We start from the raw sequence: 21,760 nt of genomic DNA, 5'->3' as shown, positions 1-21,760 counted from the left end.
CCTCCTCCACGCCCGCCGCTACCCCTCCCTCACCCTCAACCTCCTCCTCACCCCGATCATGCTGCTCCTCCTCTTCGTCTACATCTTCGGAGACGCCATGAGCGGCGGCGCGGGCCGCGACGCGTACATCGCGTACCTCGTGCCGGGCATCCTGCTGATGACCATCGGGTCGACCACGATCGGCACGGCCGTCTCGGTCTCCACGGACATGAGCGAGGGGATCATCGCCCGCTTCCGGACCATGGCCATCCACCGCAGTTCGATCCTCTTCGGCCATGTCGTCGGGAGTGTCATCCGGACCCTGCTCAGCCTGGTGCTCGTCGGCGCCGTGGGGGTGGCGATGGGCTTCCGGTCGACGGACTCCACCGTCCTGGAGTGGATCGCCGCCTTCGGTCTGCTGGCCCTCTTCACCCTCGCCTTCACCTGGATCGCCGTGGGCATGGGGCTGGGCAGCCCGAATGCGGAGGCGGCGAGCAACAGCGCCATGCCGCTGATCCTGCTCCCGCTGATCTCCAGCGCCTTCGTCCCGCTCGACTCCATGCCCGGCTGGTTCCGGCCCATCGCCGAGTACCAGCCCTTCACCCCCGCCATCGAGACCCTCCGCGGACTCCTCCTCGGCACCGGGATCGGCAACAGCGGCTGGATCGCGGTCGGCTGGTGCCTGCTGCTCACGGTCCTCGGGTACCGCTGGTCCCGCGCGCAGTTCGACGGCGAGTCCGCGTAATCGCCCCGCGTGCGCGGGACCGTCCCGCGAACCGTCCACCGCCCCCGGGGCGGCGTGCACCGACTCCGTGTCGGCCGCGCGCCGCCCCTTCGGCGTACCGGGCCCGGTCCGTCCGGCCGGTTCGCCCGCGCCCCTTGTCTGATGCCGCGTCAGGCGTGACGATGGCCCCGCGCGGCGTCAGGTGACGGTGCGTCAGATATCGTGTCGGGTACGGCGTCAGCCGCCGCGTCACTCAGGGGAAGGAGGCCGACGGTGCCGATACTGCCCGCCGGGCCGCTGTCGTACGGGATGCAGCTCCCGATCCAGTCGCAGAGCGCCATCTACGCGGAGCCCTGGGAGGCCGGGGCCACCCCCGCCGACCTCGTCGAGATCGCCCGCACCGCCGACCGGGCGGGGTTCACCTATCTGGCGAGCTGCGACCACGTCGCCATTCCGCGCCGGCTCGCGGAGGGCATGAGCACCGTCTGGTACGACCCGGTGGCCACGCTCGGCCTCCTGGCCGGGGTCACCGAACGCGTACTGCTGATGAGCCATGTGGCGGTCGTCGGACTGCGCCATCCGCTGGCCACCGCCAAGCAGTACGCCACGCTCGACCACCTCAGCGGCGGCCGGCTGGTCCTCGGGGTGGGGGCCGGCCATGTGCGCGAGGAGTTCGAGGCGCTGGGCGCGGACTTCGAGGGGCGCGGGGCGGTGCTGGACGAGACGATCGACGCGCTGCGGGCGGCGCTGGGGCCCGAGGAGTATCCGGAGTTCGCGGGGGAGCGGTTCTCGTTCGCCGGACTGGGGCAGCGGCCGCGCCCGGCGCAGGAGCGGGTGCCGGTCTGGGTGGGCGGCTCCTCGCCCGCCGCCGTGCGCCGGGCGGCCGTGCGCGGCGACGGCTGGCTGCCGCAGGGGGACCCCCGGGCGAAGCTGCCGGAGCAGATCGCCCGGCTGTACGCGCTGCGCGAGGCGGCGGGCGTCACCGAGCCGATCGTGGTCGGCGCCATCACCGAACCGCTGTACGTGGGGGAGCCGGACTGGTCCGTGGGGCGGCGCACGCTCAGCGGGAAGCCGGAGGCCCTGGCGGAGTCGCTGCGGGAGTACGCCGCGATGGGCGTGCACCAGATCCAGGTGCGGTTCCGCAGCCGCTCGCTCCATGAACTGACCGATCAGATGGCCGCGTTCGCCGTCGAGGTCGCACCGCATCTCGACGGTCCCGACGCGTAACGGCCCCAGACAGGCAGGGAGACGACCATGGGAAAGCTGGACGGACGGACCGTGCTGATCACCGGCGCGGCGCGCGGGCAGGGTGAGCAGGAGGCCCGGCTCTTCGCCGCCGAGGGGGCCAGGGTGGTGATCGCGGACGTGCTCGACGAGCAGGGCGCGGCCCTGGCGAAGGAGTTGGGCGAGGACGTCGCGCTCTTCACGCATCTGGACGTGAGCCGCGAGGAGGACTGGCAGGCCGCCGTGGCCGCCGCCAAGGACGCCTTCGGCCGGATCGACGGGCTGGTCAACAACGCGGGCATCCTGCGCTTCAACGAGCTGGTGTCCACCCCGCTGGAGGAGTTCCAGCAGATCGTGCAGGTCAACCAGGTGGGGGCGTTCCTGGGGATCCGCACCGCAGCCCCCGAGATCGAGGCGGCCGGCGGCGGGACGATCGTCAACACCTCCTCGTACACCGGGCTCACCGGCATGGCGGGGGTCGGGGCGTACGCCGCGAGCAAGCACGCGGTGCTGGGGCTGACCCGGGTGGCGGCGGTGGAGCTGGCCGGGAAGGGGATCCGGGTGAACGCCCTGTGCCCCGGGGCGGTGGACACCGCGATGACCAATCCGGCGGCGCTGGACCCGGGCGCGGACCCGGAGGCGACGAAGGAGGCCGTGGACGCCCTCTACCGGAAGCTGGTGCCGCTCGGGCGGATCGGCAGGCCGGAGGAGGTGGCGGCCCTCGCGCTCTTCCTGACCTCGGAGGACTCCTCGTACATCACCGGGCAGCCGTTCGTCATCGACGGCGGCTGGCTGGCCGGCGTCAGCCTGTTCTGACCCGGGCCCGGACGCCTCTAGCTGACGAAGCGTCAGGTATTGACGGGTCGGGGTCTCGGTGGAACAGTCGGACGCATCACAATCTGACGGAGTGTCAGAAACGATTGAGGACGGTGAACCCCCTTGGAATTCGGGCTCTTTGTACAGGGGTACGTGCCCGCCGCGCGGGCCAAGGCCGACCCCGGGGCAGAGCACAAGGCGCTGATCGAGGAGACCGAGTACGTCATCCAGGCGGACAAGTCCGGCTTCAAGTACGCCTGGGCCTCCGAGCACCACTTCCTGGAGGAGTACTCGCACCTCTCCGCCAACGACGTGTACCTGGGCTATCTCGCACACGCCACCGACCGCATCCACCTCGGCTCGGGGATCTTCAACCCGCTGGCCCCCGTCAACCACCCGGTGAAGGTGGCCGAGAAGGTCGCCATGCTCGACCACCTCTCCGAGGGGCGCTTCGAGTTCGGCTCCGGACGCGGCGCGGGCAGCCACGAGATCCTGGGGTTCATGCCGGGCATCACCGACATGAACCACACCAAGGAGCTGTGGGAGGAGACCATCGCCGAGTTCCCCAAGATGTGGCTCCAGGACGAGTACGCCGGCTTCCAGGGCAAGCACTGGTCGCTGCCGCCCCGCAAGGTCCTGCCCAAGCCGTACGGGAAGTCGCACCCGGCCATGTGGTACGCGGCCGGCTCGCCCGCCTCGTACGCCATGGCGGGCAGCAAGGGGCTCGGCGTGCTGGGCTTCAGCGTGCAGAAGGTCTCCGACATGGAGTGGGTCGTCGAGTCCTACAAGAACGCCGTCAAGGACGCGCAGCCGGTCGGTGACTTCGTCAACGACAACGTCATGGTCACCTCCACGGCCATCTGCGCCGAGACCCACAAGAAGGCCGTGGAGATCGCGGTCGGCGGCGGGCTGAACTACCTCCAGTCGCTGCTCTTCCGCTACCACGACACCTTCCCCCGGCCCGAGGGCATCCCCGAGTGGCCGGAGCTGCTGCCCGAGTACTCCGAGGAGATCATCGAGCTGCTGATCGCCGAGGAGCTGATGATCTGCGGCGACCCCGACGAGGTGCTGACCCAGTGCCGCCGCTGGGACCGGGCCGGTGCCGACCAGCTGAGCTTCGGCATGCCGATCGGCATCAGCCGCGAGGACACGCTGAACTCGATCAAGCTGATCGGCGAGCACGTGATCCCGAAGATCGACACGGACCCGGTGCACCGCACGACACGGTTCCGCGAGTCGGCGTAGGGCGTGTTCCGGGGGCGCCGCCCCCGGACCCCCGCTCCTCGAACGCCGGAGGGGCTGGGTTGTACCCCCGCACGGGCGGCGTCTTCCCGGACCGCCGCTCCCGGGGCGCGTGGTGAAAGTGGCGCCGTCCGCCCGCCGAGCAGGCGGGACTTTCACCACACGCCCCGGCCGGGGTGCGTACCGCGGCCGTACGCACCCCGGCGCACACGCGTGCTTCGACCCCCGAGAAGGGAACCCCGTCATGCTCGACCACCTCATCCGCGGAGCGACCGTCGTGGACGGCACCGGCGGCCCCTCCTACCGGGCGGACGTCGGCATCCGGGAGGGCAGGATCGCCGTCGTCGCCGAACCCGGCACGGTCTCCGAGGAGGCCGCCACCTCCGAGGACGCCACCGGGCTCGTCCTCGCCCCCGGCTTCGTCGACCCGCACACGCACTACGACGCCCAGCTCTTCTGGGACCCGTACGCCACCCCGTCGATGAACCACGGCGTCACCACCGTCGCCGGCGGCAACTGCGGCTTCACGCTCGCCCCGCTGCACCCCGACCGCCCCGAGGACGCCGACTACACCCGGCGGATGATGGCCCGGGTCGAGGGCATGGCCCTCAAGGCGCTGGAGGAGGGCGTCGACTGGACCTGGTCGAGCTTCCGCGAATACCTGGACGCCCTGGAGGGGCGGATCGCGGTCAACGCCGGCTTCATGGTCGGGCACTGCGCGCTGCGCCGCCATGTGATGGGCGCCGACGCGGTCGGCGGACAGCCCACGAAGGCCCAGATGGACGCGATGCTCGCGCTGTTCCACGACGCCATGGACGCCGGGGCCTGGGGCCTGTCCACCACCCAGTCCTCCACCCACGCCGACGGCGACGGGCAGCCGGTCGCCTCCCGGCACGCCCTGCCGGAGGAGCTGCTCGCCCTCTCCCGCGCGGTCGGCGAGCACGAGGGCACCCAGATCGAGGCGATCGTCGCGGGCTGCCTCGACCAGTTCTCCGACGAGGAGATCGACCTCTTCGTCGACATGACCGCCGCCGCCGGGCGCCCCCTCAACTGGAACGTGCTGACCATCGACGCCGCCGTCCCCGAACGCGTCCCGCGCCAGCTGGTCCCCAGCGAACGCGCCCGCCGCGCGGGCGGCCGGATCGTCGCCCTCACCATGCCGATCCTCACCCCGATGAACATGTCGCTCGGCACCTTCTGCGCCCTCAACCTGATCCCCGGCTGGGGCGACATCCTGGCCCTGCCGGTCCCCGAACGCATCGCACGGCTCCGCGACCCCGGCGTCCGGGCCGAGATGCTGCGCCGCGCCGACAGCAAGGAAGCGGGCGTCTTCCGGCGGCTCGCGGACTTCGGCCGCTACGTCATCGGGGACACCTACAGCACCGCCAACGAGGGCCTGAGCGGCCGGGTCGTGCGCGACATCGCCGCCGAACGCGGCCAGGACCCCTTCCACTGCCTCGTCGAGATCTGCGCCGCCGACGAACTGCGCACCGTGCTCTGGCCGATGCCCACGGACAACGACCCCGACTCCTGGGCGCTGCGGCAGCGCACCTGGGAGCACGAGGACGTCATGCTCGGCGGCTCCGACGCGGGCGCCCATCTGGACCGGATGTGCGGTGCCCCGTACACCACGCGCTTCCTCGGCGACTGTCTGCGCGGACGCAAGCTGCTCCCGCTGGAGCGGGCCGTGCAGATGCTCACCGACGACCCGGCCCGGCTGTTCGGGCTGCGGGAGCGGGGACGCGTGGAGGAGGGGTACCACGCGGACCTGGTGCTCTTCGACCCCGAACGCATCGACGCGGGCCCGGCCACCCTCGTCCACGACCTGCCCGGCGACAGTCCCCGGCTGGACTCCAGGGCGCTCGGCATCGTCTCGGTCCGCGTCAACGGCGTCGAGACGCTGCGCGACGACAAGGTGACCGGCGCGGTCCCCGGGACGGTGCTGCGCTCCGGCCGCGACACCAGGACGGTGAGCACGCTGTGACGACGACACCCCAGAGCCCTGCGGCCCCCCAGCGCCTCTTCATCGGCGGCGAGTGGACCGAACCGGCCGCCGGGCACTACGAGGTGGTCGACCCGGCCACCGAGGAGACCGTCGGCCTCGCGCCCGAGGCGAGCCGCGCCCAGGTGTACGAGGCGGCGGCAGCGGCCCGTGACGCCTTCGCCTCCTGGTCGCGGACCCGCCCCGAGGAGCGCGCCGCGATCCTCGACCGCGCCGCCGGTCTGATGCAGCGCGACTTCGCGGCCAATGCGGCGCTGGCCCAGGCGGAGAGCGGCGCCACCACCGCAACCGCCCGGGGCATGCAGGTCGCCGTGGGCGCGGCCCGCTTCCGGCGGTACGCGAAGGGGGCCCTGGAGCCGGTCGAGGAGGCGGTGGCGCCGCAGATCAACGAGGCCGGTCCGATGGGCCGGGCCGGGATCTTCGGTGCCCTGGCCGTCCGCCGCCCGGTCGGCGTGGTCACCTGCATCACCTCGTACAACAACCCCTGGGCCAATCCGGCGGGCAAGATCGCCCCGGCGCTGGCGATGGGCAACACGGTCGTGGTGAAACCGGCCCCGCAGGACCCGCTCTCCGTCTACCGGATGGCCGCCGCCCTCGCCGAGGCGGGCGTCCCGGCCGGGGTCGTCAACGTCGTCTCCGGCGCCGCCCCCGAGGTGGGCGAGGCGGCCGTCGACTCGGCGGACGTCGACATGGTCAGCTTCACCGGGTCCACGGCCGTCGGACAGCGCATCGCCGAGGTCTGCGGCCGGAGCATGAAGCGGCAGCTGATGGAGCTGGGCGGCAAGGGCGCCGCGATCGTGCTCGACGACGCCGATCTCGACGCGGCGGTGGCCGGGATCGGGACGACGTTCTCGTTCTACAGCGGTCAGATCTGTACGGCTCCGACCCGCGTCCTGGTCCACCGGTCGGTGCACGACGCGCTGATCGCCAAACTCGCCGCGTACGCGGGCTACTTGACGGTCGGGGACCCGACGGCGAAGGGCACGGTCGTCGGCCCGGTCATCTCGGCCGCGCACCGCGACCGGATCGAGGCGTACGTGGAGCTGGGCCGCAAGGAGGGGGCCCGGGTGGTCACCGGCGGCGAGCGCCCGGAGCCGACCGGGCGCGGCTTCTACGTCGCGCCGACGCTGCTGGCCGACTGCACCAACGACATGCGGGTGGTGCGGGAGGAGATCTTCGGGCCGGTCGTGGTGGTGGTCCCCTTCGGCGACGAGGAGGAGGCCGTCGCGCTGGCCAACGACAGCGACTACGGGCTGATCGACTACGTGTGGTCGGGCGATGTGGCCCGCGCGTTCCGGATCGCGGGCCGGCTGCGGGCGGGCGGCGTCGGCGTGAACACGATCGGCCGCAACATGGAGGCCCCGTTCGGCGGGTTCAAGCGCAGCGGGGTGGGCCGCGACGTCGGCTCGTACGCGCTGCACGCCTACAGCGAACTCCAGGCGATCGTCTGGCCGGGCTGATCCCCGTGGCCGTGGCCGTGGCTCAGGGCGGCGGGGCCAGCCGGGCCGCGAGCCGGTCCAGGACCCGCCGCCCCGCCCGGCCCACCCCCACGGGCACGAGCGCGGCCCGGCCCGGGACGCGCACCCCGCCGGTGAACGCGACCAGGGTGCGCCCGGGGGCGTGGGCGGACGGGGTGGCCGCGATCCCGATGAGGACGAAGCGGCTCTGCATCCAGAGATAGCCGGGCCGCCGCACCCCGTGGAAGCGGGCGTGCATCCCGAACCGGCTGCGGGCCACCGCCTCGACCCGGTCGCCCTCGGCGCGGACGAGCCGCAGCCGCCGCATGTCGGGGACGAGCGCGGCGAGCGCGCCGTCCACGTCGGCGAGGAGCGGTTCCACGGCGGAGCAGGGCGCGTCGACCTCCCGGACGGTGACCCGGGCGCCGCGCACCCCGGCGGCGAGGGCGCGCAGCCGGCGGACCGGGTCGAGCGGGGCGGACCCGGGCCACGGGCGGAGCGGGGTGTCGGTCATGACGTCCATGCCTTCCGGAAGGAGTCCCGGGCGCGGGACAGACGGGACTTGACGGTGCCGACGCGCAGGCCGAGCAGACCGGCGGCGGTGCGCTCGTCCAGCCCCTCGACGTCGCGCAGCACGAGGACGGCGCGGTGTTCGGGGCTGAGCCGGGCGAGGACGTCGCCGATGTCGGCCGCGAGCTGGGGATCGCCGCGCTGGGGCAGGGCGGTGAGGTCGACGGGCACGGACCGCGCACCGCGCCGGGCGACGCGGACCGCCTCGCGGCAGGCGATGGCGCGCACCCAGCCGTGGAGGGCGGCGGGCTCCTTGAGCGTGCGCAGCCCCCGGAACACCGCGACCAGGGTCTCCTGCACGGCGTCGGGCCCGTCGGCCAGGGCGATCGGCCCGCAGATGCGGCCCGCGTAGGGGGCGAGCAGGTCCAGCAGCGCGTTCATCGCGAGGGTGTCCCCGCGCTGGGCCGCCCGCACCAGGCGCACCGCGCGGTCGTGGTCATCGGGCACGGGCCGGGCCGTCCTTCCTGGCCGCCACCCGGAGCGCGGCCGCCGCGAGCAGCAGACAGAGCGGTGTGTACAGCGTCCAGTTGAGCAGATGGAAGGTGGGGCCCGCGCCGGGGTCCAGGCCGGTGCGCAGCCCCGCCGCCCAGCCGATGCCGGCCAGGGCGCGCAGCGCGGTGCCGCCCGCGACGGCCAGTGTCCCGGCCTGGAGCAGCGGGCCCAGCCGGTGGCCGCGCCCGAGCCGGGCGCGGGCCGTCACCAGGACCGCGCCCCCGAGCAGGGCGGCGGCCAGCGGCAGGACGACCGGCGGGGTGAACGGGGCGTCGATGCCGAGCACCGCGTACGAGAGGGAGGCGGCGTCCCCGGCGGGCCAGGTGGAGCCGGTGGACCAGAGCAGGTGCAGCGCCGCGTCCGCGCCGAGGACGGCGGCGACGGTGAGGGCGGCGGCGCGGGGCGAGGGGAGCAGGCGGTCACGGGGCACGGGTTCCTCCGGAGTCGGGTGCGGTGGACGGCCGGTGGGGCCGGTGACGTCGGGCGTCACCCTCCAGAGGAGGCGGCGGGCCGATTCGTTCCCCGGGACTTCGGGCGGATGCGGCCGGGGTGCGCACCGGTGCCGATATCTCTTGATATCAAGCATCTCGCAATCAAGTCTCTTGACATCGAGAGGAAGTCGGGAGAGGCTTCCGGAGTTCCTTGATCTCTTGACGTCGAGATACATTCCGGGGGTGGGCGGTGCGCCGCACGAAGCGCAGCGGTACGGCGGAGGCCGGGGCCGAACACGGGGGCCTGCTCGCCCAGTTGCGCCGCCCGCCCGGCGGCCGGAACGCGCGGACCATGCTGCTCGCACTGGCCGTGGACCGGACCGGATCCGGCCTGTGGGCCGCCTCCTCGGTCCTCTACTTCACCTTCGTCACCCGGCTGAGCCCCGGACAGATCGGCGTGCTGCTGGGCGCGGCCGGAGTGGCGGGCATCGCCGGATCACCGCTGGCCGGACGGCTGGCGGGCCGCTTCCCGGTCCGCCCGCTGCTGATGGCCTGCCATCTGCTCCGGCTGCTGACCCTGACCCTGGTGCTCACCTGCACGGGCTTCGAGGCGCTGCTGCCCGTCGTCGCCGTCACCTATCTGGGCGACAGGGCCGCCAAGACCCTGGAGATGCTGTTCGCGACCCGCGCGGCGGGCGAACGCCGCGCCGCCTACCAGGCCCTGTCCCGCAGCGCGGCCAACGCCGGCTACGGCGTCGGCGCCGGACTCGCCGCCATCGGCCTGGCCGTGGGCACCCCCGGCGCCTACCGCGCGATGATCCTCGCCAACGCCGCGTCCTTCCTCGTCGCCGCCCTGCTGGTCCGCCGCACACGGGAGCCCGACGGCTCACCCGCCACCGCCGCCACCCCGCCCGCCACCGCACCGCACGCCCCGGCCGCGCGCCCCGAGAGCCCCTGGCGGGACCGCGGTTACCTCCGCTTCGTCCTGCTCGATATCCCGATGAACCTCGACGACTCGGTCCTCGGCGTCGGCCTCCCCCTCTGGCTGGTGAGCAGCACCGCCGCACCCCACGCCCTCGTCCCGGCCGTCCTCGTCATCAACACCGTGCTCGTCGTGACCCTCCAGCTCACCGTCTCCCGCCGCACGGAGGGCCCGCGCAGGGTGCTCAACTCCCTCCTCCTGTACGGCATCCTCATGGCCGCCTGCTGCGCGCTGATCGCCGCTGCCGTGCGCTGCGGCACCTGGGCGGCGGCCGTCGTCCTGCTCGCCGCGGCGGTGCTCGTCACCCTCGCGGAGCTGATGCGCTCGGTCACCTCGTGGGAGCTGGCCGTCCTGCTCGCCCCCGACGACGCGCGCGCCGCGTATCTGGGCGTCGCCGGCATGTCCCAGTCCATCCAGAAGTCCGCGGGGCCGCCGCTGCTGACCGGGGTCGTGATGGCGGCGGGCCCGGCGGGCTGGCTGGTGCTCGGCGCCGCCGTCGCGGCCGTCGCCGCCGTACAGCAGCGCTGCTGCGCCCAGCGCCTGCGTACGCGGGAGGCCGCCGGCCCTCCCCGGACGGTCCCGGCCGCCCGCTCGGAGCCGTACGGAAAAAGTTCCGGCGGTCCCGTCACACCCGCCCCGCGCGATCCGTCGAGGCAGTGACCGACCCCGACGGACAGCGAAGGACACCCACCGTCATGACCCAGCAGGCCATCCAGCAGCCCCGCTTCACCGACCCCACCGCCCTGGTCCCCGAACTGGCCGAAGTGGGACCGGCGTTGTTCCGCGCCACCGGCAACGGCGCTGTCCCGCGCACCACGATCGGCCTGGTCCAGCTCCGCGCCGGCCAGCTCGTCCGCAACACCTACCTGACCGTGCTGCACACCGGGAACCTCCGCAGGGCTGGGGAGACCGAGGAGCGCATCACCGCCGTGGCCACCTGGCACGACGCCCCTTATTTCACCCCCGCCGAACGCGCCGCACTGGCCCTCGTCGAGGCCGTCCACACCCCGGACCCGGCCGGCGAACGCGTCTCCGACGCGCTGTACGCCGAGGCCGCCGCGCACTACGACGAGAAGGCGCTCGCCACCCTGGCCACGGCCATCGGCCAGGTCGGCTTCTTCACCGCCCTCGCGCTCATCGGCAGGCCGCTGCCCGGGGTCGCGCCCACGGAGCAGTGGCGGAAGTGACGGCCGCCCGGCCCCTCAGCCCTCCAGGAAGACCGGATTGGTGAGGGCGGCCAGGGCCCCGGGCAGCCCCGGGACAGTGGCGGTGTGGCGGATCTCGGCGCGGACGTAGGAGGCGTAGGCGGGGGTGGTGGTCCATACGGCGGCCACGTCCCCCGCCTCCGGGACGGCGGTGGTGAACAGGGTGCCCTGGTCGGTGACGAAATGGACGGTGCAGCCGGGGACACCGCTGGCCTCCAGCGTCACGGTGACCGGTGTGCCGTCCCCCGCGACCCGCAGCCGCTCCCCGATCCCGGCGTGCTGTCCGCGCCCGCCGGACACACCGAAGGACAGCGTGACGGCGGAGGACTCGGCGATGTAGGAGTGCCCGGCCCGGATGCCCGCCACGATCGCCTCGCGCGACAGCTCGTCGGCCAGGACGACGGTCTGCGGGAGGCCGACCGTGTCCGGTTCCCGGTGCGCGTCGCTGTTGCCCATCGCCGGAACCCACCGCCCGCCCGAACGCACGGCAGCCACGAGGCAGTTGTCCCATTCGGCGAGCGCGATCTCGTCCTCCGGGCCGTACGCCCCGTTCCACACCTCCACCGCGTCGGCCTCGCCGAGGCCGAACTTCCAGTGGCAGCCGATGCACGTGGCGTGCGGATGGGCGGGCACGACCAGGCCGCCGGCCCGCCGCACCGCCCTGGCGTAGTGGCCGAAGCGGTTGTCCCGGGCGCGGTAGCGCCAGTCGATCCAGGTGCCCGGGTCGGTGGCGACCGCCAGCACGTGCCCGTTGCGGGTGGTGATCTCCTCGCCCGTCAGCACGAGCAGATCGTCGCCCCACAGCCCGCCCCACGCGCCGTGCCCGGACGAGGTGTTGTGCTCGCTGCTGTTGACGAAGTCGAGCCCGGCGGCCCGCGCGGCGGCGGCGATCTCGGCCGGGGTCCGCTTCCCGTCCGAGTGGACGGAGTGCAGATGGCAGTCGCCCCGGTACCAGGCCCGCCCGCGCCCCTTCGCCCGCTCCGGCGGATGGACCGGCGCGGGCGTCGTCCCGGCCGGACCGAAGCGCAGCGTCACCGTCACCTCGTAGGCCAGCCCCTGCGGCGCGACCGTGTACGGCCCCAGCGCGATGTGCCAGGTCCCCGGCCGCACCGGCCCCGCCAGATAGCCGGGCGTCGCCGCGTCGGCCCGGAGGAAGAAGCCGCTCCGCGCCCCGCCGGACCACCCCCGGAACCCGTCCCCGCCCAGCGCCGTCCCGCGCTCGTCGAAGATCCCGATGTCCAGCGCGTTGCCCTGCGTCCCCGCCGGAACGGCCGGCCGCTCGTACGCGTACGAGACCGCGATCTCCGCGACCCCGCGCACCACCTCCACCGGCAGGTACACGTAGTCCGGCGACCCGGGCGGCAGCACACCGCGCACGGTCCGGGTCAGGGTCCCGCTCTCCGGGGCGCCGGAGGCGTCCGGTCCGGCGGCGTCGGCGAAGCTCACGCTCCCCAACGTTAGGGCGCTCGCGGCCGTCGACACGAGCAGGCCGCGCCTGGCGATCGGGCGGTGTACGGGACGCGGTGCGGGCATGCGGGGCTCCCGGGACGTCGTGGACCGGGGTGGGCGGTCCGGTGGCGTGTCCTCCGTGACGGACACCGTGGCGGGGCCCGGTGAACGCCGTGTGAACACCGCGGGTGCGGCGCTGATCGGGCGTGGGGCAGGGCGAGTTGGGCGCCCGCAGGCCCCACGCCGGGGGTGGGGGAATCCCCCCGCCGACTACGGCGACGAGCCCCATCGCCCCGCCCCGCCCGGTCCGGCAGGCTCGGTGCACACACGGAACGGGGGCCCGGCTCCCGTCCGCCCCACCCGACGGAACACATGAGAGACGAGGCTGCGATGCGACGAGTGAACCGGGCCCTGGTGACCCTGGCGACGGCCCTGGCGGTGGTCGCGGTCCCCGCCGCCGCCTCCGCGGCACCCCGGCCCGCCCCGCACGACGCCGCCCCGCACGACGCCGCCCTGCGGGAGCGCCTCGACGCCGTCGTCTCCGCCGGTGCCGTGGGCGCCCTCGCGGAGGTCCGGGACGGGCGGCGCGTCTGGCGCGGCACCGCCGGGGTGGCCGAACAGGACACCACCCGGCCGGTCCCGGTCGACGGCCGGTTCCGGATGGGCAGCATCACCAAGACGTTCCTCGCCACCGTCGTCCTGCAACTCGCCGCCGAGGACCGGCTGGCACTCGACGACAGCGTCGAGCGGTGGCTGCCCGGCACCGTCCCCGGCGGCGACCGCATCACCCTGCGCCACCTCCTCAACCACACCAGCGGCCTGTACGACTACAAGCGCACGCTGACGATGCCGCCCTCGCCCGCCTTCCTCGACGACCGGCTGCGGACCTGGACCGCGTCCGAACTGGTGGGCAGGGCCGTGGCGCAGCCGCCGACGTCCACGACCCCGGGCACGGCGTACGCGTACTCCAACACCGACTACGTGCTCCTCGGCCAGATCATCGAACAGGCCACCGGCCGCTCCTACGCCGACGAGATCACGGCCCGCATCATCCGGCCGCTCGGCCTGCGCTCCACCTCCGTGCCCGGCACCTCCCCGCGCATCCCCGGACCGCACCCGCACGGCTACGTCCCGGTCGTGGACGCCGACGGCATGCGGCTCGTCGACTACACGGAGATGAACCCGTCCCTGATGGGCGCGAGCGGCGAGATGATCTCCACCACGCGCGACCTCGGCCGGTTCGTCTCGGCCCTGCTCGGCGGGCGGCTGCTCCCGGACCACCTCCTCGACGAGATGCGGACCCCGGGCCTGGAGCACGGGACGTACGGGCTGGGCCTGTCCTGGCGCACCACCGCCTGCGGGGTCCCGGTCTACGGCAACGACGGCGACGCCCTCGCCTACCAGACCTGGTCGTTCACCACGCGCGACGGCCGCCGCACGGCCACCGTCGCGCTCACCCCGGACTTCCGGGGCGACGCCGACGACGCCGTCGACGCCCTCCTGGACCGGGCGTTCTGCGGATAGCCCCGCGAGGGCGGGCCGGAACCCCCCTCTACGCTGTGCCGACGCGTCCGCGCCGCCAACGGGCGCGGAGCGAGGAGGAGGGGACATGCGAAGACACACGGCAGGGGCCGCGACGGCCGTCTCGGTGGTCATGGTCGTGCTCGGGGCGTCGACGGCGCACGCCGAGGGGGAGGGCGACATCCGGGTCGTCAAGGGCGTGACGAACGGCGGGAAGAGCGTCATCGTCGGCATCGACCAGCCGGTGACCTTCCGGTCCACGCTGACGGTCAAGGACGACTCCGGCGTCAAGGGCCTCTCGCGCGCCCAGGCGTTCCACCGGACCGCCACGTCCGGCGCGCCCGTGGAGACCGTCGACATCAGCTGCAAGAAGCTCAGCACCACCACATCGGCCTGCACGGCGACGATGCGCATCGACCCCGCCTGGTTCCCCTGGTACAGCGACGGGAACGCCAATGAGGCGGCGGGGGGTTGGGGCATCTACGGCATCGCCAACGCCAACGACGGCGACTACTGGATCTACGACGGGCTCGCCCCCTTCGCGTTCAAGCGCGCCGCGACCCTGACGGCCTCCGCCGCCCGCGTCTCCCGCTTCGGCACCGGGCGCAAGGTCACCGTGACCGGGGCGCTGGCCAGGGCCGACTGGGAGGCGCTGAAGTACCGGGGGTACGCGGGCCAGAGCCTCGAGCTCCAGTTCAGGAAGGCCGGTTCGTCCTCGTACGCCACGGTGAAGACGGTGACGACGAACAGCGCGGGACGGGTCGGCGCGACCGTCGACGCCCCGGGGACGGGCAGTTGGCGCTGGTTCTACCAGGGCACGTCCACCACGATGCAGGTCGCCTCCGCGGGGGACGAGGTCTTCGTCGGCACGACCGCCCTGCGCTCCACACCGCCACCACCGGTGATCCGCTCCGCTCCCGTGGGATGACGGCACGTCCCCGCGCGGCGGCGCCCGCCGCCGTGCGGGGGCAGCACCGGAGCCCGCGTGCTCAGGAACGCCTGCGCCGGGCGCGGACGGCCAGGCCGAACGCGATCCCGCCGGCCACGGCCAGCAGGAAGCCCGCCGCGCCTTCGGCCGCCCACCCGCCCGCACCCGGCCGGCGCAGCTGGACCGACGACGCGGTCCGGGAGACGGCGGGCACCCGGGGGACGGCGGCCGTGACCGTGACGGGGGCGCCGCCGAGCAGAACACTTGTGACGAGCAGTGCGGTGAGAACGGTGCCGGTGCGTATGGGACCCATGGGTGTCCGACCTCCCCCCGTAGCCGCCGAAGGCTCGGCTTTGCGCACCGTACGGCATACGTTTGAGCCGCCACCAGACAACGACGGAGGTGTCCTCGTATGCGGATCGCCACAACGATCTTCCTCACCGACGAAACGATCACACCGGTACGCCTGGCGCACGAGCTTGAGCAGCGGGGATTCGCCGGGCTCTATCTCCCCGAGCACACCCACATCCCGGTGAGCCGCGACACGCCCTACCCGGCGGGCGGGGAGCTGCCCCCGGAGTACGGCCGGACCCTGGACCCGTTCGTCGCCCTGGGGCAGGCGTCCGCCGTCACCGAACGGCTCGCGCTCGGCACGGGCATCACGCTGATCGCCCAGCACGACCCGATCGACCTGGCCAAGCAGATCGCCACCCTGGACCACCTCTCCGGCGGCCGGTTCACGCTCGGCCTCGGTTTCGGCTGGAACGTCGAGGAGGCCGCCGACCACGGGGTCACCTGGTCGACCCGCCGCGAACTGGGCCGCGACCGGATGGCCCTGATGCGCGCCCTGTGGGCGGACGAACCGACGTCCCACGAAGGCGAGTTCGGCTCGGTACGGGCCAGCTTCGCCCACCCGAAGCCGGTCCAGGCCCCGCGCGGCCCGGTCACCGGCCCGCGCACCCTGATCGGCGGCGCGGCGGGCCCCAAGCTGTTCACGCACATCGCGGAGTACGCCGACGGCTGGATGCCCATCGGCGGCCGGGGCCTCTCCGAGTCCGTGCCCCGGCTGACCGCCGTCTGGGAGGAGGCGGGCCGCGACCCGAAGGACCTCCAGGTCGTCCCGTACGCCGTCCTGCCGACCCCCGGCAAGCTCGCCCACTACGCCGACCTGGGCATCGAGGAGGTCGTCCTCCAACTGCCCCCGGCCGGCGAGGCCGAGGTACTGCGCACCCTGGACGCGTACGCGGCGTACCTCTGAGCGGGGAGGGGCGGCCGCGGCCTGCCCTGGCCCCCCCGAGGGCTCAGGGCGTGTCCGACAGCTCCCCTGCCAGCCGGCGCATCGTCGCGACCGGCAGCGCCGGATTGGCCGCCGCCATGCCCGCGAGTTCGCCGTCGTCTTCGCTGCCGTCGAGGAGGGCCGCCAGCCGGTGCCCCGGAAGGCGCGGATGCCGGGCGGCGTCCGCGCGGACGAGGGCGTCGGCGTCGCGGGTGAGGCGGTCGACGGCCTCCGGGCCCGCCTCCGGGTCGAGGAGGGCCAGCCGCCGCAGCGCGGGGTCCGGGTCCTCGGCGTACCGGGCGAGCCCGGTCCGGGGGAAGTTGCCGTGCCCCGTCAGATGCCAGCGCCCGGGGCCGGTGTACTCCAGGAAGCTGCGGAGCAGCAGCGCGGCCGGGGCGTCGGGGTGGTTCTGGGCGAGCAGCACCCGTACGCCGGTGTCGGGGTCGTCGGCCAGCGACTCGACCAGATCGGCGGGCAGGTGCGGCAGCACGGCGGCGCGCCGCCGCAGCAGCGGATGCCCGGACCGGGCGAGGGCGCGGGCCCGTTCCGGGCCGGGCAGCGAGGCCGGGTCGTACACCGGAACGTGTTCGTACGCCCCGTCCTCCGGTACGGCGTAGTCGATGGCGGCCCGCTCCGCCTCGGTCAACGCGGGATGGACGGAGACGGCCAGCCGCACGCCCGGGTCGGGGTCCACGGCGAGCGCGCGCAGCAGCTCCGCCCCCAGCCCCGGCCGCTCCGCCACGTGCGCGCGGACCTCGGGGTCCGGATGGGCGGCGAGGACGGCGACGGTGCCGGCGGGCGTCGTGGCGTTGCCCGCGAGCAGCCAGGCGTCCTCGGGCAGGGCCGCCGCGACGACGTCGGGGGCGAGCGCCCCGTACAGCAGCAGATCGGTGCGGGCGTGGCAGCGGTGGGCGGGCAGGTCCTCCCGTACGGCGTCCGGGTCGCGCCGCCGCTCGTACAGCTCACCGGTCCGGGCGGCGGTCTCCCGCACCCCCGGGTCCGGATCGGCCAGCAGCGCCGCCCGCGCCTCGGGCGTCAGCGAGTCCCAGGCCGTGACCCCGAGCCTGCGGACCGCCGCCGAGGGATGCGTGGGCATGGCCCGCCGCAGCCCGGGGGAGATCTGCCGCCCGAGCCCGGACGCCGCCTCGGCGTCGTACGTCTCGATGATCCGCACCACCGTCTCGTCCGGCAGCGGCCGGGGCATGCACACCCCCTCGCCCCGGGGCTCGTGCGCCAGATGCGCCCGCACGAACCACTCCGGATCGTCCACCAGCCGGGCCCGCTGCTCGGGCTCCGCGTGCGGATTGCGGGCGTAGAAGCTCCGCGTGTACCGGTCCGGATGCACCACCACCGCGTCCACCACCGCCTCCGGCAGCACCCGGTCCCGGCACAGCACCATCCGCACCGCGTCCGACCCCTCCGCGAGCAGCCGCAGCAACACGTCCACGGGCGCGGCCGCATTGAGCGCCAGCCCGGCCGACCGCCGCTCCTCGGGCCCGGCGGCGGCCCATATGTCCTCGGGGGTCATGCGGGGATCCTGCCACGGGATGTCCGCCCCTCCTGGGCCGACGGGGGCGGGATGCCTGTGGCCCCGACTTGCCGCCCCTCGCCTATAACGCCTGTGCCATATATCATCAACGTTATGAGCGGCGAGCGGTACACCATCGAGATCGAGCCCGAGGTGCGTCTCTGGCTGGAGAACATCCCCGCTCACCTCTACGTCACCGTCGAGCAGAAGGTCGACCGACTGGCCGTCAACGCCACCACGCTCGGTGAGCCCTACAGCCGCCACCTCGGCGGCAAGCTCCGCGAGCTACGCTTCGACCTCGACGGCAACGCCCAGCGCATCACCTATTGGCTCGCCCCCGGTCGCCGCATCGTGCTCCTGACGGTGTTCCGCAAGGCCAGGATGCGCGAGACGGCGGAGGTGGAACGGGCGCGTTCCGTACAGGCAGCTTGCGAGGCCCACCACGGGCCGGCCGCCGAACACACCGTCTACAGCCGCGACATCAAGGAGGAACCGCGATGAACCACGCCGAGTGGAGGACCAGCCGCCACCGCAAGCTCCTGGGCGAAGCGGCCGAGGAGAACTCCGAGTACGACCGCCTCTACGAAGAGGCCGAGCTGGCCCATGACCTGGGGCAGATGGTGTACGACCGGCGCACCGCGCTCGGCCTTTCGCAGACCGAGCTCGCCGACCGCTGCGGCATGCGACAGCCCCAGATCTCCCGCATCGAAGGCGGAGGCACGGTCCCCACCATCCCCCTCCTGCGACGCCTGGCCCGCGCTCTCGACGCCGATCTCACGATCAACCTCACCCCTCACGGGAACGCCGCCTGACCGAATCCCGGGGAGGCGCGGAACGCCCGTTACCGGGCGCGGGCCCCGTCCCACGCCGTGCTGCCCAGGAAGTACGTGTCGTACAGCTCCTGGACCTCCAGCAGGCTGTCCGGGGCGACCTCGCCCAGGGCGATGCGCTTCAGGTGCCGGAAGTACTCGAAGCGCTCGACGCCCGGGGTGATGACGATGAGGATGTCCGCGTCGCTCCCCGGCTCCGCCGCGAAGGCGTGCGCGAGCCCCGGCGGGACGACGACGAGATCGCCGGGCCCGGCGGTGACGACCTCCTCGCCGGAGAGGAACTGGGCGGCCCCGTCCAGCATGTAGAACATCTCCGCCGAGTTGTCGTGCCGGTGCGGCCGGGCGCCGTCGGCCCCGTCCACCAGCGTGACCCGTTGGGTGGAGAGCGCGCCCCCGGTGGAACTGCTGTCGGCCAGCAGCCGCACGGTGGTGGGTGCGGCGCCGACGACCTCGGCGTCGGTGGAACGGACGATCACGGACTCGGAGAAGTCGGGAAGGACGAGAGACACGGAGGGACTCCTGTGTGACGGAAGACGGGCGGACGTACGAACGGGGATCCGGCGGGGTTCAGACGGCGAACAGCAGCCCGGCACTGATCAGCACAACGACCGCCGTGGCGAAGTGGATCCCGAACGCGACGGCCCGCGTCCCCCCGTTGCGCAGCACGATCACCGTGTCGCCCAGCGGCACCAGCGCCACGGCGACCATGAACCAGGCCCCCGCCTCCGCCCCCGCGAACGCGAGCAGCGCCAGCCCCATGACGCCGGACGCGGCGTCGCGTAACCCCTTCACGGCCAGATACGCCGCGTCCCCGCCCTCCTTCGCGGGCACGCCGTACCCGGCGGCGGCCGGACCCGGCTGCACCAGGAACCTGAACCCGATGAAGAGCACGAACAGGTCCAGTACGACGGCGAGACTGTAGGCGGCAACGGTCATGGAACGACTCCCTGGGAGCGCCGGGACGTGGATCACCAGCCTCGGAGAGTCCGCCCGCCTCAACAAGTACGAACTCCGCAACGCACCGTTCACCCAGGGGTTCACGATCCCCCGCGCGCCGGCTCAGCCCTGACGTGCGTACGTGACGAACGCGGACCAGGCGTTCGGGGTGACGTCGAAGTGGGGGCGGTGGATGTCCTTGGAGTCGCGGATGTGGATGGTGGCGGGGGTGGCGGCTACTTCGATGCAGTTGCGGTCTTCGAAGTCGCTGTAACTGCTCTTGCGCCAGTCGTAGGCGACCTCGACGCACGCTCCACCTTCGCCACTGCTGTAGCTGCTCTTGAACCAGTGCAGTTGCTCGGTAGTCATCGCTCTCCCAGCATCTTCTCGATGAGCATCAGGGACTCCCTCGGGGTGAGAGCCTCCGACCGGATGATCCCATAGCGTTCGCTGAAGACGCGGACTTCCTCGGGGTCGGTGATCAAGCGAGCGTGTCCGTACGCCTCCACATATGCGACCTGCTGACGCCCCTTGGGCGTGAGCATGATGAACGCCGCGTCCAGACTCGGGTGTTCCTCGCGCCGAGTAGGCATGATCTGAAGGGTCACGGTGCGCATCTGTCCTACGTGCAGCAGCCGTAGTAGCTGACGTTTGTGGCAATCCGGTCCGCCGATGGGGCGTTGCAGGACTACCTCTTCCAAGACGTAGGTCATGGTCGGCGGGGGCCAGCGTTCGAACAGCTGCTGACGGGCCATTCGGTCGGCGACACGACGTTCAATCGTTTCCTCGTCCAGCAGGGGGCGCCGCTGAGTGAACAATGCCCTCGCATACTCCTCGGTCTGGAGCAATCCAGGGATCGTCTGGTTGCTGTAGTCGTGCAGGGCGACCGCCTCCGCCTCCTCCCGCGCATAGTTCCGGAACCAGTCCGGGTGCCGCGTCCGGGCCCGGGACAACGCGTCCCGGACCTCGTCGGCTGCGGCGGCGAGGACGCCGTTGGCGCCGAGGACGTCGTCGACGCGGACGAGGAAGTCCGGCTGGGGTGTACGGACGCCGCGTTCCATCGCGGAGATGAGGTCTTCCCCGCAGTGCATGACCTGTCCCAGCTCCCGCTGGCTGAGGCCCGCGCGTTCGCGCAGGACCTTGAGCTGTTTGCCCACCGCCTTGAACAGGTGGGCCGTTCCGTCCGTCTCCGTCGGCCGTTCGGGCCGCTCCTCGAATCGCGCGTTCGCCATGTGCGCCGTACCGCCTCTGTTCGCCCGGTCCCGGTCCGACAGTCCCGTACAGCCTGCGGAGGGGACTCGTACGGCTACTCGGTGTCGTGGTGTCACTCCTGGTCAGCGTACGAGTACGCGGCCACGCTGAGTCACATGAACGCCGAAATCACCCTTGCGGGCGCCCAGTTCGCCCAACGCTTCTCCGCCACCCGACGCGGTGCACGCCTCGCGCGCAGGCTGGTCGTGCACCAACTCCACGCGTGGGGCGTGCCGTACGGGAGCGGGCTGTCCGACGACGTGGCGGTGATCGTGGCCGAGCTGGCGGCGAACGCGGTGACGCACGGGTATGTGCGGGGGCGCGATTTCGAGGTGAGGTTGACGACCGGCGCGTACGGAATCCGGATCGAGGTGGCGGACGCGCGGGGCGAGCGCCGTCCCGCGCCGTGTGCGCCGTGTGGGCCGGACGCGCCGGTTGCCGAGACCGGCTATGGGCTGTGCCTGGTGGAGGCCCTGGCGGAGAAGTGGGGCGTGGCCGAGCGGGTGGTCGGCAAGACGGTGTGGGCGGAGGTCGAGTGGCCGGGAACCGGCCGGACTCCGTGAGGTCCGGGCGGGGCTGCTGGTGCGGAGAGCGGGAGCTGCCAGTCGTATGCGTGGCGGCGGTTCGCGACCGGGATGTTCGCTCATGGCCGTGCAACGCGGCGCGTCCGGTGGGTTGTTCGTGTCCTCGGTGCGGCTGGGGCGAGCGAGGTCTATTTCGCTACCGGGGTTGCGTAATGGGTCGGCCCCGCCTAGCTTTATTTCCGCTACTGGAGTATCGGAAAGCGGTGGGCGTGCCTGTCCGCGCCGGACCGTCCCGCGCCCACCCGGCACGAGGGTGACCCTGGAGGAAGCCATGCCCACACCCGTCGCAGCCGTACGGCAATCCACCGTCAGCTCCTCAATTCCACCCGGGCG

At 73.1% G+C, this 21,760-nt stretch carries 24 protein-coding genes; 14 read left to right on the top strand and 10 right to left on the bottom strand.

The window, feature by feature from the left end:
• The 6 genes from ACZ4FH_RS16810 to ACZ4FH_RS16785 all read left to right on the top strand — a co-directional run.
• On the top strand, window positions 1-724 hold a 724-nt coding region (locus tag ACZ4FH_RS16810), incomplete at its 5' end, for an ABC transporter permease (protein WP_467305369.1).
• A 252-nt stretch (window positions 725-976) separates the two neighbouring features.
• Window positions 977-1,930, top strand: a complete 954-nt coding sequence (locus ACZ4FH_RS16805) for an LLM class F420-dependent oxidoreductase (RefSeq protein WP_467305367.1) — start codon at window positions 977-979, stop codon at window positions 1,928-1,930.
• Window positions 1,931-1,957: 27 nt separating this feature from the next.
• The gene (locus tag ACZ4FH_RS16800; RefSeq protein WP_467305366.1) at window positions 1,958-2,743 is read left to right on the top strand and encodes an SDR family NAD(P)-dependent oxidoreductase; all 786 of its coding nucleotides are present in this window, start codon (window positions 1,958-1,960) and stop codon (window positions 2,741-2,743) included.
• A 123-nt stretch (window positions 2,744-2,866) separates the two neighbouring features.
• A complete protein-coding gene (locus ACZ4FH_RS16795; protein WP_467305365.1) occupies window positions 2,867-3,988 on the top strand; it encodes an LLM class flavin-dependent oxidoreductase in 1,122 nt (373 codons plus the stop codon).
• 241 nt (window positions 3,989-4,229) lie between these two features.
• Complete coding sequence (locus tag ACZ4FH_RS16790) at window positions 4,230-5,969, top strand: N-acyl-D-amino-acid deacylase family protein (protein ID WP_467305364.1); 1,740 nt, start codon at window positions 4,230-4,232, stop codon at window positions 5,967-5,969.
• Window positions 5,966-7,447, top strand: a complete 1,482-nt coding sequence (locus tag ACZ4FH_RS16785) for an aldehyde dehydrogenase family protein (protein WP_467305362.1) — start codon at window positions 5,966-5,968, stop codon at window positions 7,445-7,447. Before ACZ4FH_RS16790 ends, ACZ4FH_RS16785 begins: the two co-directional genes overlap by 4 nt.
• Before the next feature lie 22 nt (window positions 7,448-7,469).
• Here the strand turns inward: ACZ4FH_RS16785 and ACZ4FH_RS16780 are convergent, their stop codons facing one another.
• The 3 genes from ACZ4FH_RS16780 to ACZ4FH_RS16770 are packed head-to-tail and all read right to left on the bottom strand — an operon-like array spanning window position 7,470 to window position 8,936.
• A complete protein-coding gene (locus ACZ4FH_RS16780; protein WP_467305361.1) occupies window positions 7,470-7,958 on the bottom strand; it encodes a hypothetical protein in 489 nt (162 codons plus the stop codon).
• Complete coding sequence (locus tag ACZ4FH_RS16775; protein WP_467305359.1) at window positions 7,955-8,461, bottom strand: RNA polymerase sigma factor; 507 nt, start codon at window positions 8,459-8,461, stop codon at window positions 7,955-7,957. The genes ACZ4FH_RS16780 and ACZ4FH_RS16775 overlap by 4 nt, the downstream gene beginning before the upstream one ends.
• The gene (locus ACZ4FH_RS16770) at window positions 8,451-8,936 is read right to left on the bottom strand and encodes a DUF3995 domain-containing protein (RefSeq protein WP_467305357.1); all 486 of its coding nucleotides are present in this window, start codon (window positions 8,934-8,936) and stop codon (window positions 8,451-8,453) included. Before ACZ4FH_RS16770 ends, ACZ4FH_RS16775 begins: the two co-directional genes overlap by 11 nt.
• A 251-nt stretch (window positions 8,937-9,187) precedes the next feature.
• Here ACZ4FH_RS16770 and ACZ4FH_RS16765 point away from each other — a divergent pair, with 251 nt between their 5' ends.
• Window positions 9,188-10,579, top strand: a complete 1,392-nt coding sequence (locus tag ACZ4FH_RS16765) for an MFS transporter (RefSeq protein ID WP_467305355.1) — start codon at window positions 9,188-9,190, stop codon at window positions 10,577-10,579.
• Between the two features lie 35 nt (window positions 10,580-10,614).
• Window positions 10,615-11,106: a carboxymuconolactone decarboxylase family protein gene (locus ACZ4FH_RS16760; protein WP_467305354.1), complete on the top strand. Its 492-nt coding sequence runs from the start codon at window positions 10,615-10,617 to the stop codon at window positions 11,104-11,106.
• Window positions 11,107-11,121: 15 nt separating this feature from the next.
• Here the strand turns inward: ACZ4FH_RS16760 and ACZ4FH_RS16755 are convergent, their stop codons facing one another.
• A complete protein-coding gene (locus tag ACZ4FH_RS16755) occupies window positions 11,122-12,657 on the bottom strand; it encodes a CehA/McbA family metallohydrolase (protein WP_467305353.1) in 1,536 nt (511 codons plus the stop codon).
• A 306-nt stretch (window positions 12,658-12,963) separates the two neighbouring features.
• Between ACZ4FH_RS16755 and ACZ4FH_RS16750 the strand changes: the two genes are divergently transcribed.
• Entirely contained in the window at window positions 12,964-14,097 is a 1,134-nt protein-coding gene (locus ACZ4FH_RS16750) for a serine hydrolase domain-containing protein (protein WP_467305351.1), read from the top strand.
• Between the two features lie 85 nt (window positions 14,098-14,182).
• Complete coding sequence (locus ACZ4FH_RS16745; protein ID WP_467305350.1) at window positions 14,183-15,022, top strand: hypothetical protein; 840 nt, start codon at window positions 14,183-14,185, stop codon at window positions 15,020-15,022.
• 61 nt (window positions 15,023-15,083) lie between these two features.
• Here ACZ4FH_RS16745 and ACZ4FH_RS16740 read toward each other — a convergent pair whose 3' ends face one another.
• Window positions 15,084-15,335 (bottom strand): hypothetical protein, encoded by a 252-nt coding sequence (locus tag ACZ4FH_RS16740; protein WP_467305348.1) that lies wholly within the window; start codon window positions 15,333-15,335, stop codon window positions 15,084-15,086.
• 99 nt (window positions 15,336-15,434) lie between these two features.
• Here ACZ4FH_RS16740 and ACZ4FH_RS16735 point away from each other — a divergent pair, with 99 nt between their 5' ends.
• Entirely contained in the window at window positions 15,435-16,280 is an 846-nt protein-coding gene (locus ACZ4FH_RS16735; RefSeq protein WP_467305347.1) for an LLM class F420-dependent oxidoreductase, read from the top strand.
• Window positions 16,281-16,323: 43 nt separating this feature from the next.
• On the opposite strand, the gene ACZ4FH_RS16730 is transcribed toward ACZ4FH_RS16735, so the two are convergent.
• Window positions 16,324-17,826 carry a hypothetical protein gene (locus ACZ4FH_RS16730; RefSeq protein WP_467305346.1) on the bottom strand — a complete coding sequence of 501 codons (1,503 nt, stop codon included), beginning with the start codon at window positions 17,824-17,826 and terminating at the stop codon, window positions 16,324-16,326.
• 114 nt (window positions 17,827-17,940) lie between these two features.
• Here ACZ4FH_RS16730 and ACZ4FH_RS16725 point away from each other — a divergent pair, with 114 nt between their 5' ends.
• Both ACZ4FH_RS16725 and ACZ4FH_RS16720 read left to right on the top strand, forming a co-directional pair.
• On the top strand, window positions 17,941-18,327 hold the full coding sequence (locus tag ACZ4FH_RS16725) for a type II toxin-antitoxin system RelE/ParE family toxin (RefSeq protein WP_467305345.1): 387 nt from the start codon (window positions 17,941-17,943) through the stop codon (window positions 18,325-18,327).
• A complete protein-coding gene (locus ACZ4FH_RS16720) occupies window positions 18,324-18,638 on the top strand; it encodes a helix-turn-helix domain-containing protein (RefSeq protein ID WP_467305344.1) in 315 nt (104 codons plus the stop codon). Before ACZ4FH_RS16725 ends, ACZ4FH_RS16720 begins: the two co-directional genes overlap by 4 nt.
• 29 nt (window positions 18,639-18,667) lie before the next feature.
• On the opposite strand, the gene ACZ4FH_RS16715 is transcribed toward ACZ4FH_RS16720, so the two are convergent.
• The 4 genes from ACZ4FH_RS16715 to ACZ4FH_RS16700 form a co-directional block, all read right to left on the bottom strand.
• Window positions 18,668-19,165, bottom strand: coding sequence for a cupin domain-containing protein (locus tag ACZ4FH_RS16715; protein ID WP_467305343.1), 498 nt, complete (start codon window positions 19,163-19,165; stop codon window positions 18,668-18,670).
• A 58-nt stretch (window positions 19,166-19,223) separates the two neighbouring features.
• Window positions 19,224-19,592: a DUF4267 domain-containing protein gene (locus tag ACZ4FH_RS16710; protein WP_467305341.1), complete on the bottom strand. Its 369-nt coding sequence runs from the start codon at window positions 19,590-19,592 to the stop codon at window positions 19,224-19,226.
• 123 nt (window positions 19,593-19,715) lie between these two features.
• The gene (locus tag ACZ4FH_RS16705) at window positions 19,716-19,961 is read right to left on the bottom strand and encodes a DUF397 domain-containing protein (protein WP_467305340.1); all 246 of its coding nucleotides are present in this window, start codon (window positions 19,959-19,961) and stop codon (window positions 19,716-19,718) included.
• Window positions 19,958-20,824 (bottom strand): helix-turn-helix domain-containing protein, encoded by an 867-nt coding sequence (locus ACZ4FH_RS16700; protein ID WP_467305339.1) that lies wholly within the window; start codon window positions 20,822-20,824, stop codon window positions 19,958-19,960. The genes ACZ4FH_RS16705 and ACZ4FH_RS16700 overlap by 4 nt, the downstream gene beginning before the upstream one ends.
• A 135-nt stretch (window positions 20,825-20,959) precedes the next feature.
• Here ACZ4FH_RS16700 and ACZ4FH_RS16695 point away from each other — a divergent pair, with 135 nt between their 5' ends.
• Window positions 20,960-21,406, top strand: coding sequence for an ATP-binding protein (locus ACZ4FH_RS16695; RefSeq protein WP_467305338.1), 447 nt, complete (start codon window positions 20,960-20,962; stop codon window positions 21,404-21,406).
• Window positions 21,407-21,760 lie beyond the last annotated feature (354 nt).

Source organism: Streptomyces sp. NPDC024555 (genome assembly GCF_055559335.1).
Note: the sequence above shows the minus strand (reverse complement) of the source record. Positions and strands in the feature narration are given on the sequence as shown.

Coding starts and splice junctions, on each gene's coding strand:
- ACZ4FH_RS16800 (WP_467305366.1), top strand. CDS start 1,958: ATGGGAAAGCTGGACGGACGGACCGTGCTGATCACCGGCGCGGCGCGC.
- ACZ4FH_RS16790 (WP_467305364.1), top strand. CDS start 4,230: ATGCTCGACCACCTCATCCGCGGAGCGACCGTCGTGGACGGCACCGGC.
- ACZ4FH_RS16780 (WP_467305361.1), bottom strand. CDS start 7,958: ATGACCGACACCCCGCTCCGCCCGTGGCCCGGGTCCGCCCCGCTCGAC.
- ACZ4FH_RS16760 (WP_467305354.1), top strand. CDS start 10,615: ATGACCCAGCAGGCCATCCAGCAGCCCCGCTTCACCGACCCCACCGCC.
- ACZ4FH_RS16755 (WP_467305353.1), bottom strand. CDS start 12,657: ATGCCCGCACCGCGTCCCGTACACCGCCCGATCGCCAGGCGCGGCCTG.
- ACZ4FH_RS16750 (WP_467305351.1), top strand. CDS start 12,964: ATGCGACGAGTGAACCGGGCCCTGGTGACCCTGGCGACGGCCCTGGCG.
- ACZ4FH_RS16745 (WP_467305350.1), top strand. CDS start 14,183: ATGCGAAGACACACGGCAGGGGCCGCGACGGCCGTCTCGGTGGTCATG.
- ACZ4FH_RS16740 (WP_467305348.1), bottom strand. CDS start 15,335: ATGGGTCCCATACGCACCGGCACCGTTCTCACCGCACTGCTCGTCACA.
- ACZ4FH_RS16735 (WP_467305347.1), top strand. CDS start 15,435: ATGCGGATCGCCACAACGATCTTCCTCACCGACGAAACGATCACACCG.
- ACZ4FH_RS16730 (WP_467305346.1), bottom strand. CDS start 17,826: ATGACCCCCGAGGACATATGGGCCGCCGCCGGGCCCGAGGAGCGGCGG.
- ACZ4FH_RS16725 (WP_467305345.1), top strand. CDS start 17,941: ATGAGCGGCGAGCGGTACACCATCGAGATCGAGCCCGAGGTGCGTCTC.
- ACZ4FH_RS16720 (WP_467305344.1), top strand. CDS start 18,324: ATGAACCACGCCGAGTGGAGGACCAGCCGCCACCGCAAGCTCCTGGGC.
- ACZ4FH_RS16710 (WP_467305341.1), bottom strand. CDS start 19,592: ATGACCGTTGCCGCCTACAGTCTCGCCGTCGTACTGGACCTGTTCGTG.
- ACZ4FH_RS16705 (WP_467305340.1), bottom strand. CDS start 19,961: ATGACTACCGAGCAACTGCACTGGTTCAAGAGCAGCTACAGCAGTGGC.
- ACZ4FH_RS16700 (WP_467305339.1), bottom strand. CDS start 20,824: ATGGCGAACGCGCGATTCGAGGAGCGGCCCGAACGGCCGACGGAGACG.
- ACZ4FH_RS16695 (WP_467305338.1), top strand. CDS start 20,960: ATGAACGCCGAAATCACCCTTGCGGGCGCCCAGTTCGCCCAACGCTTC.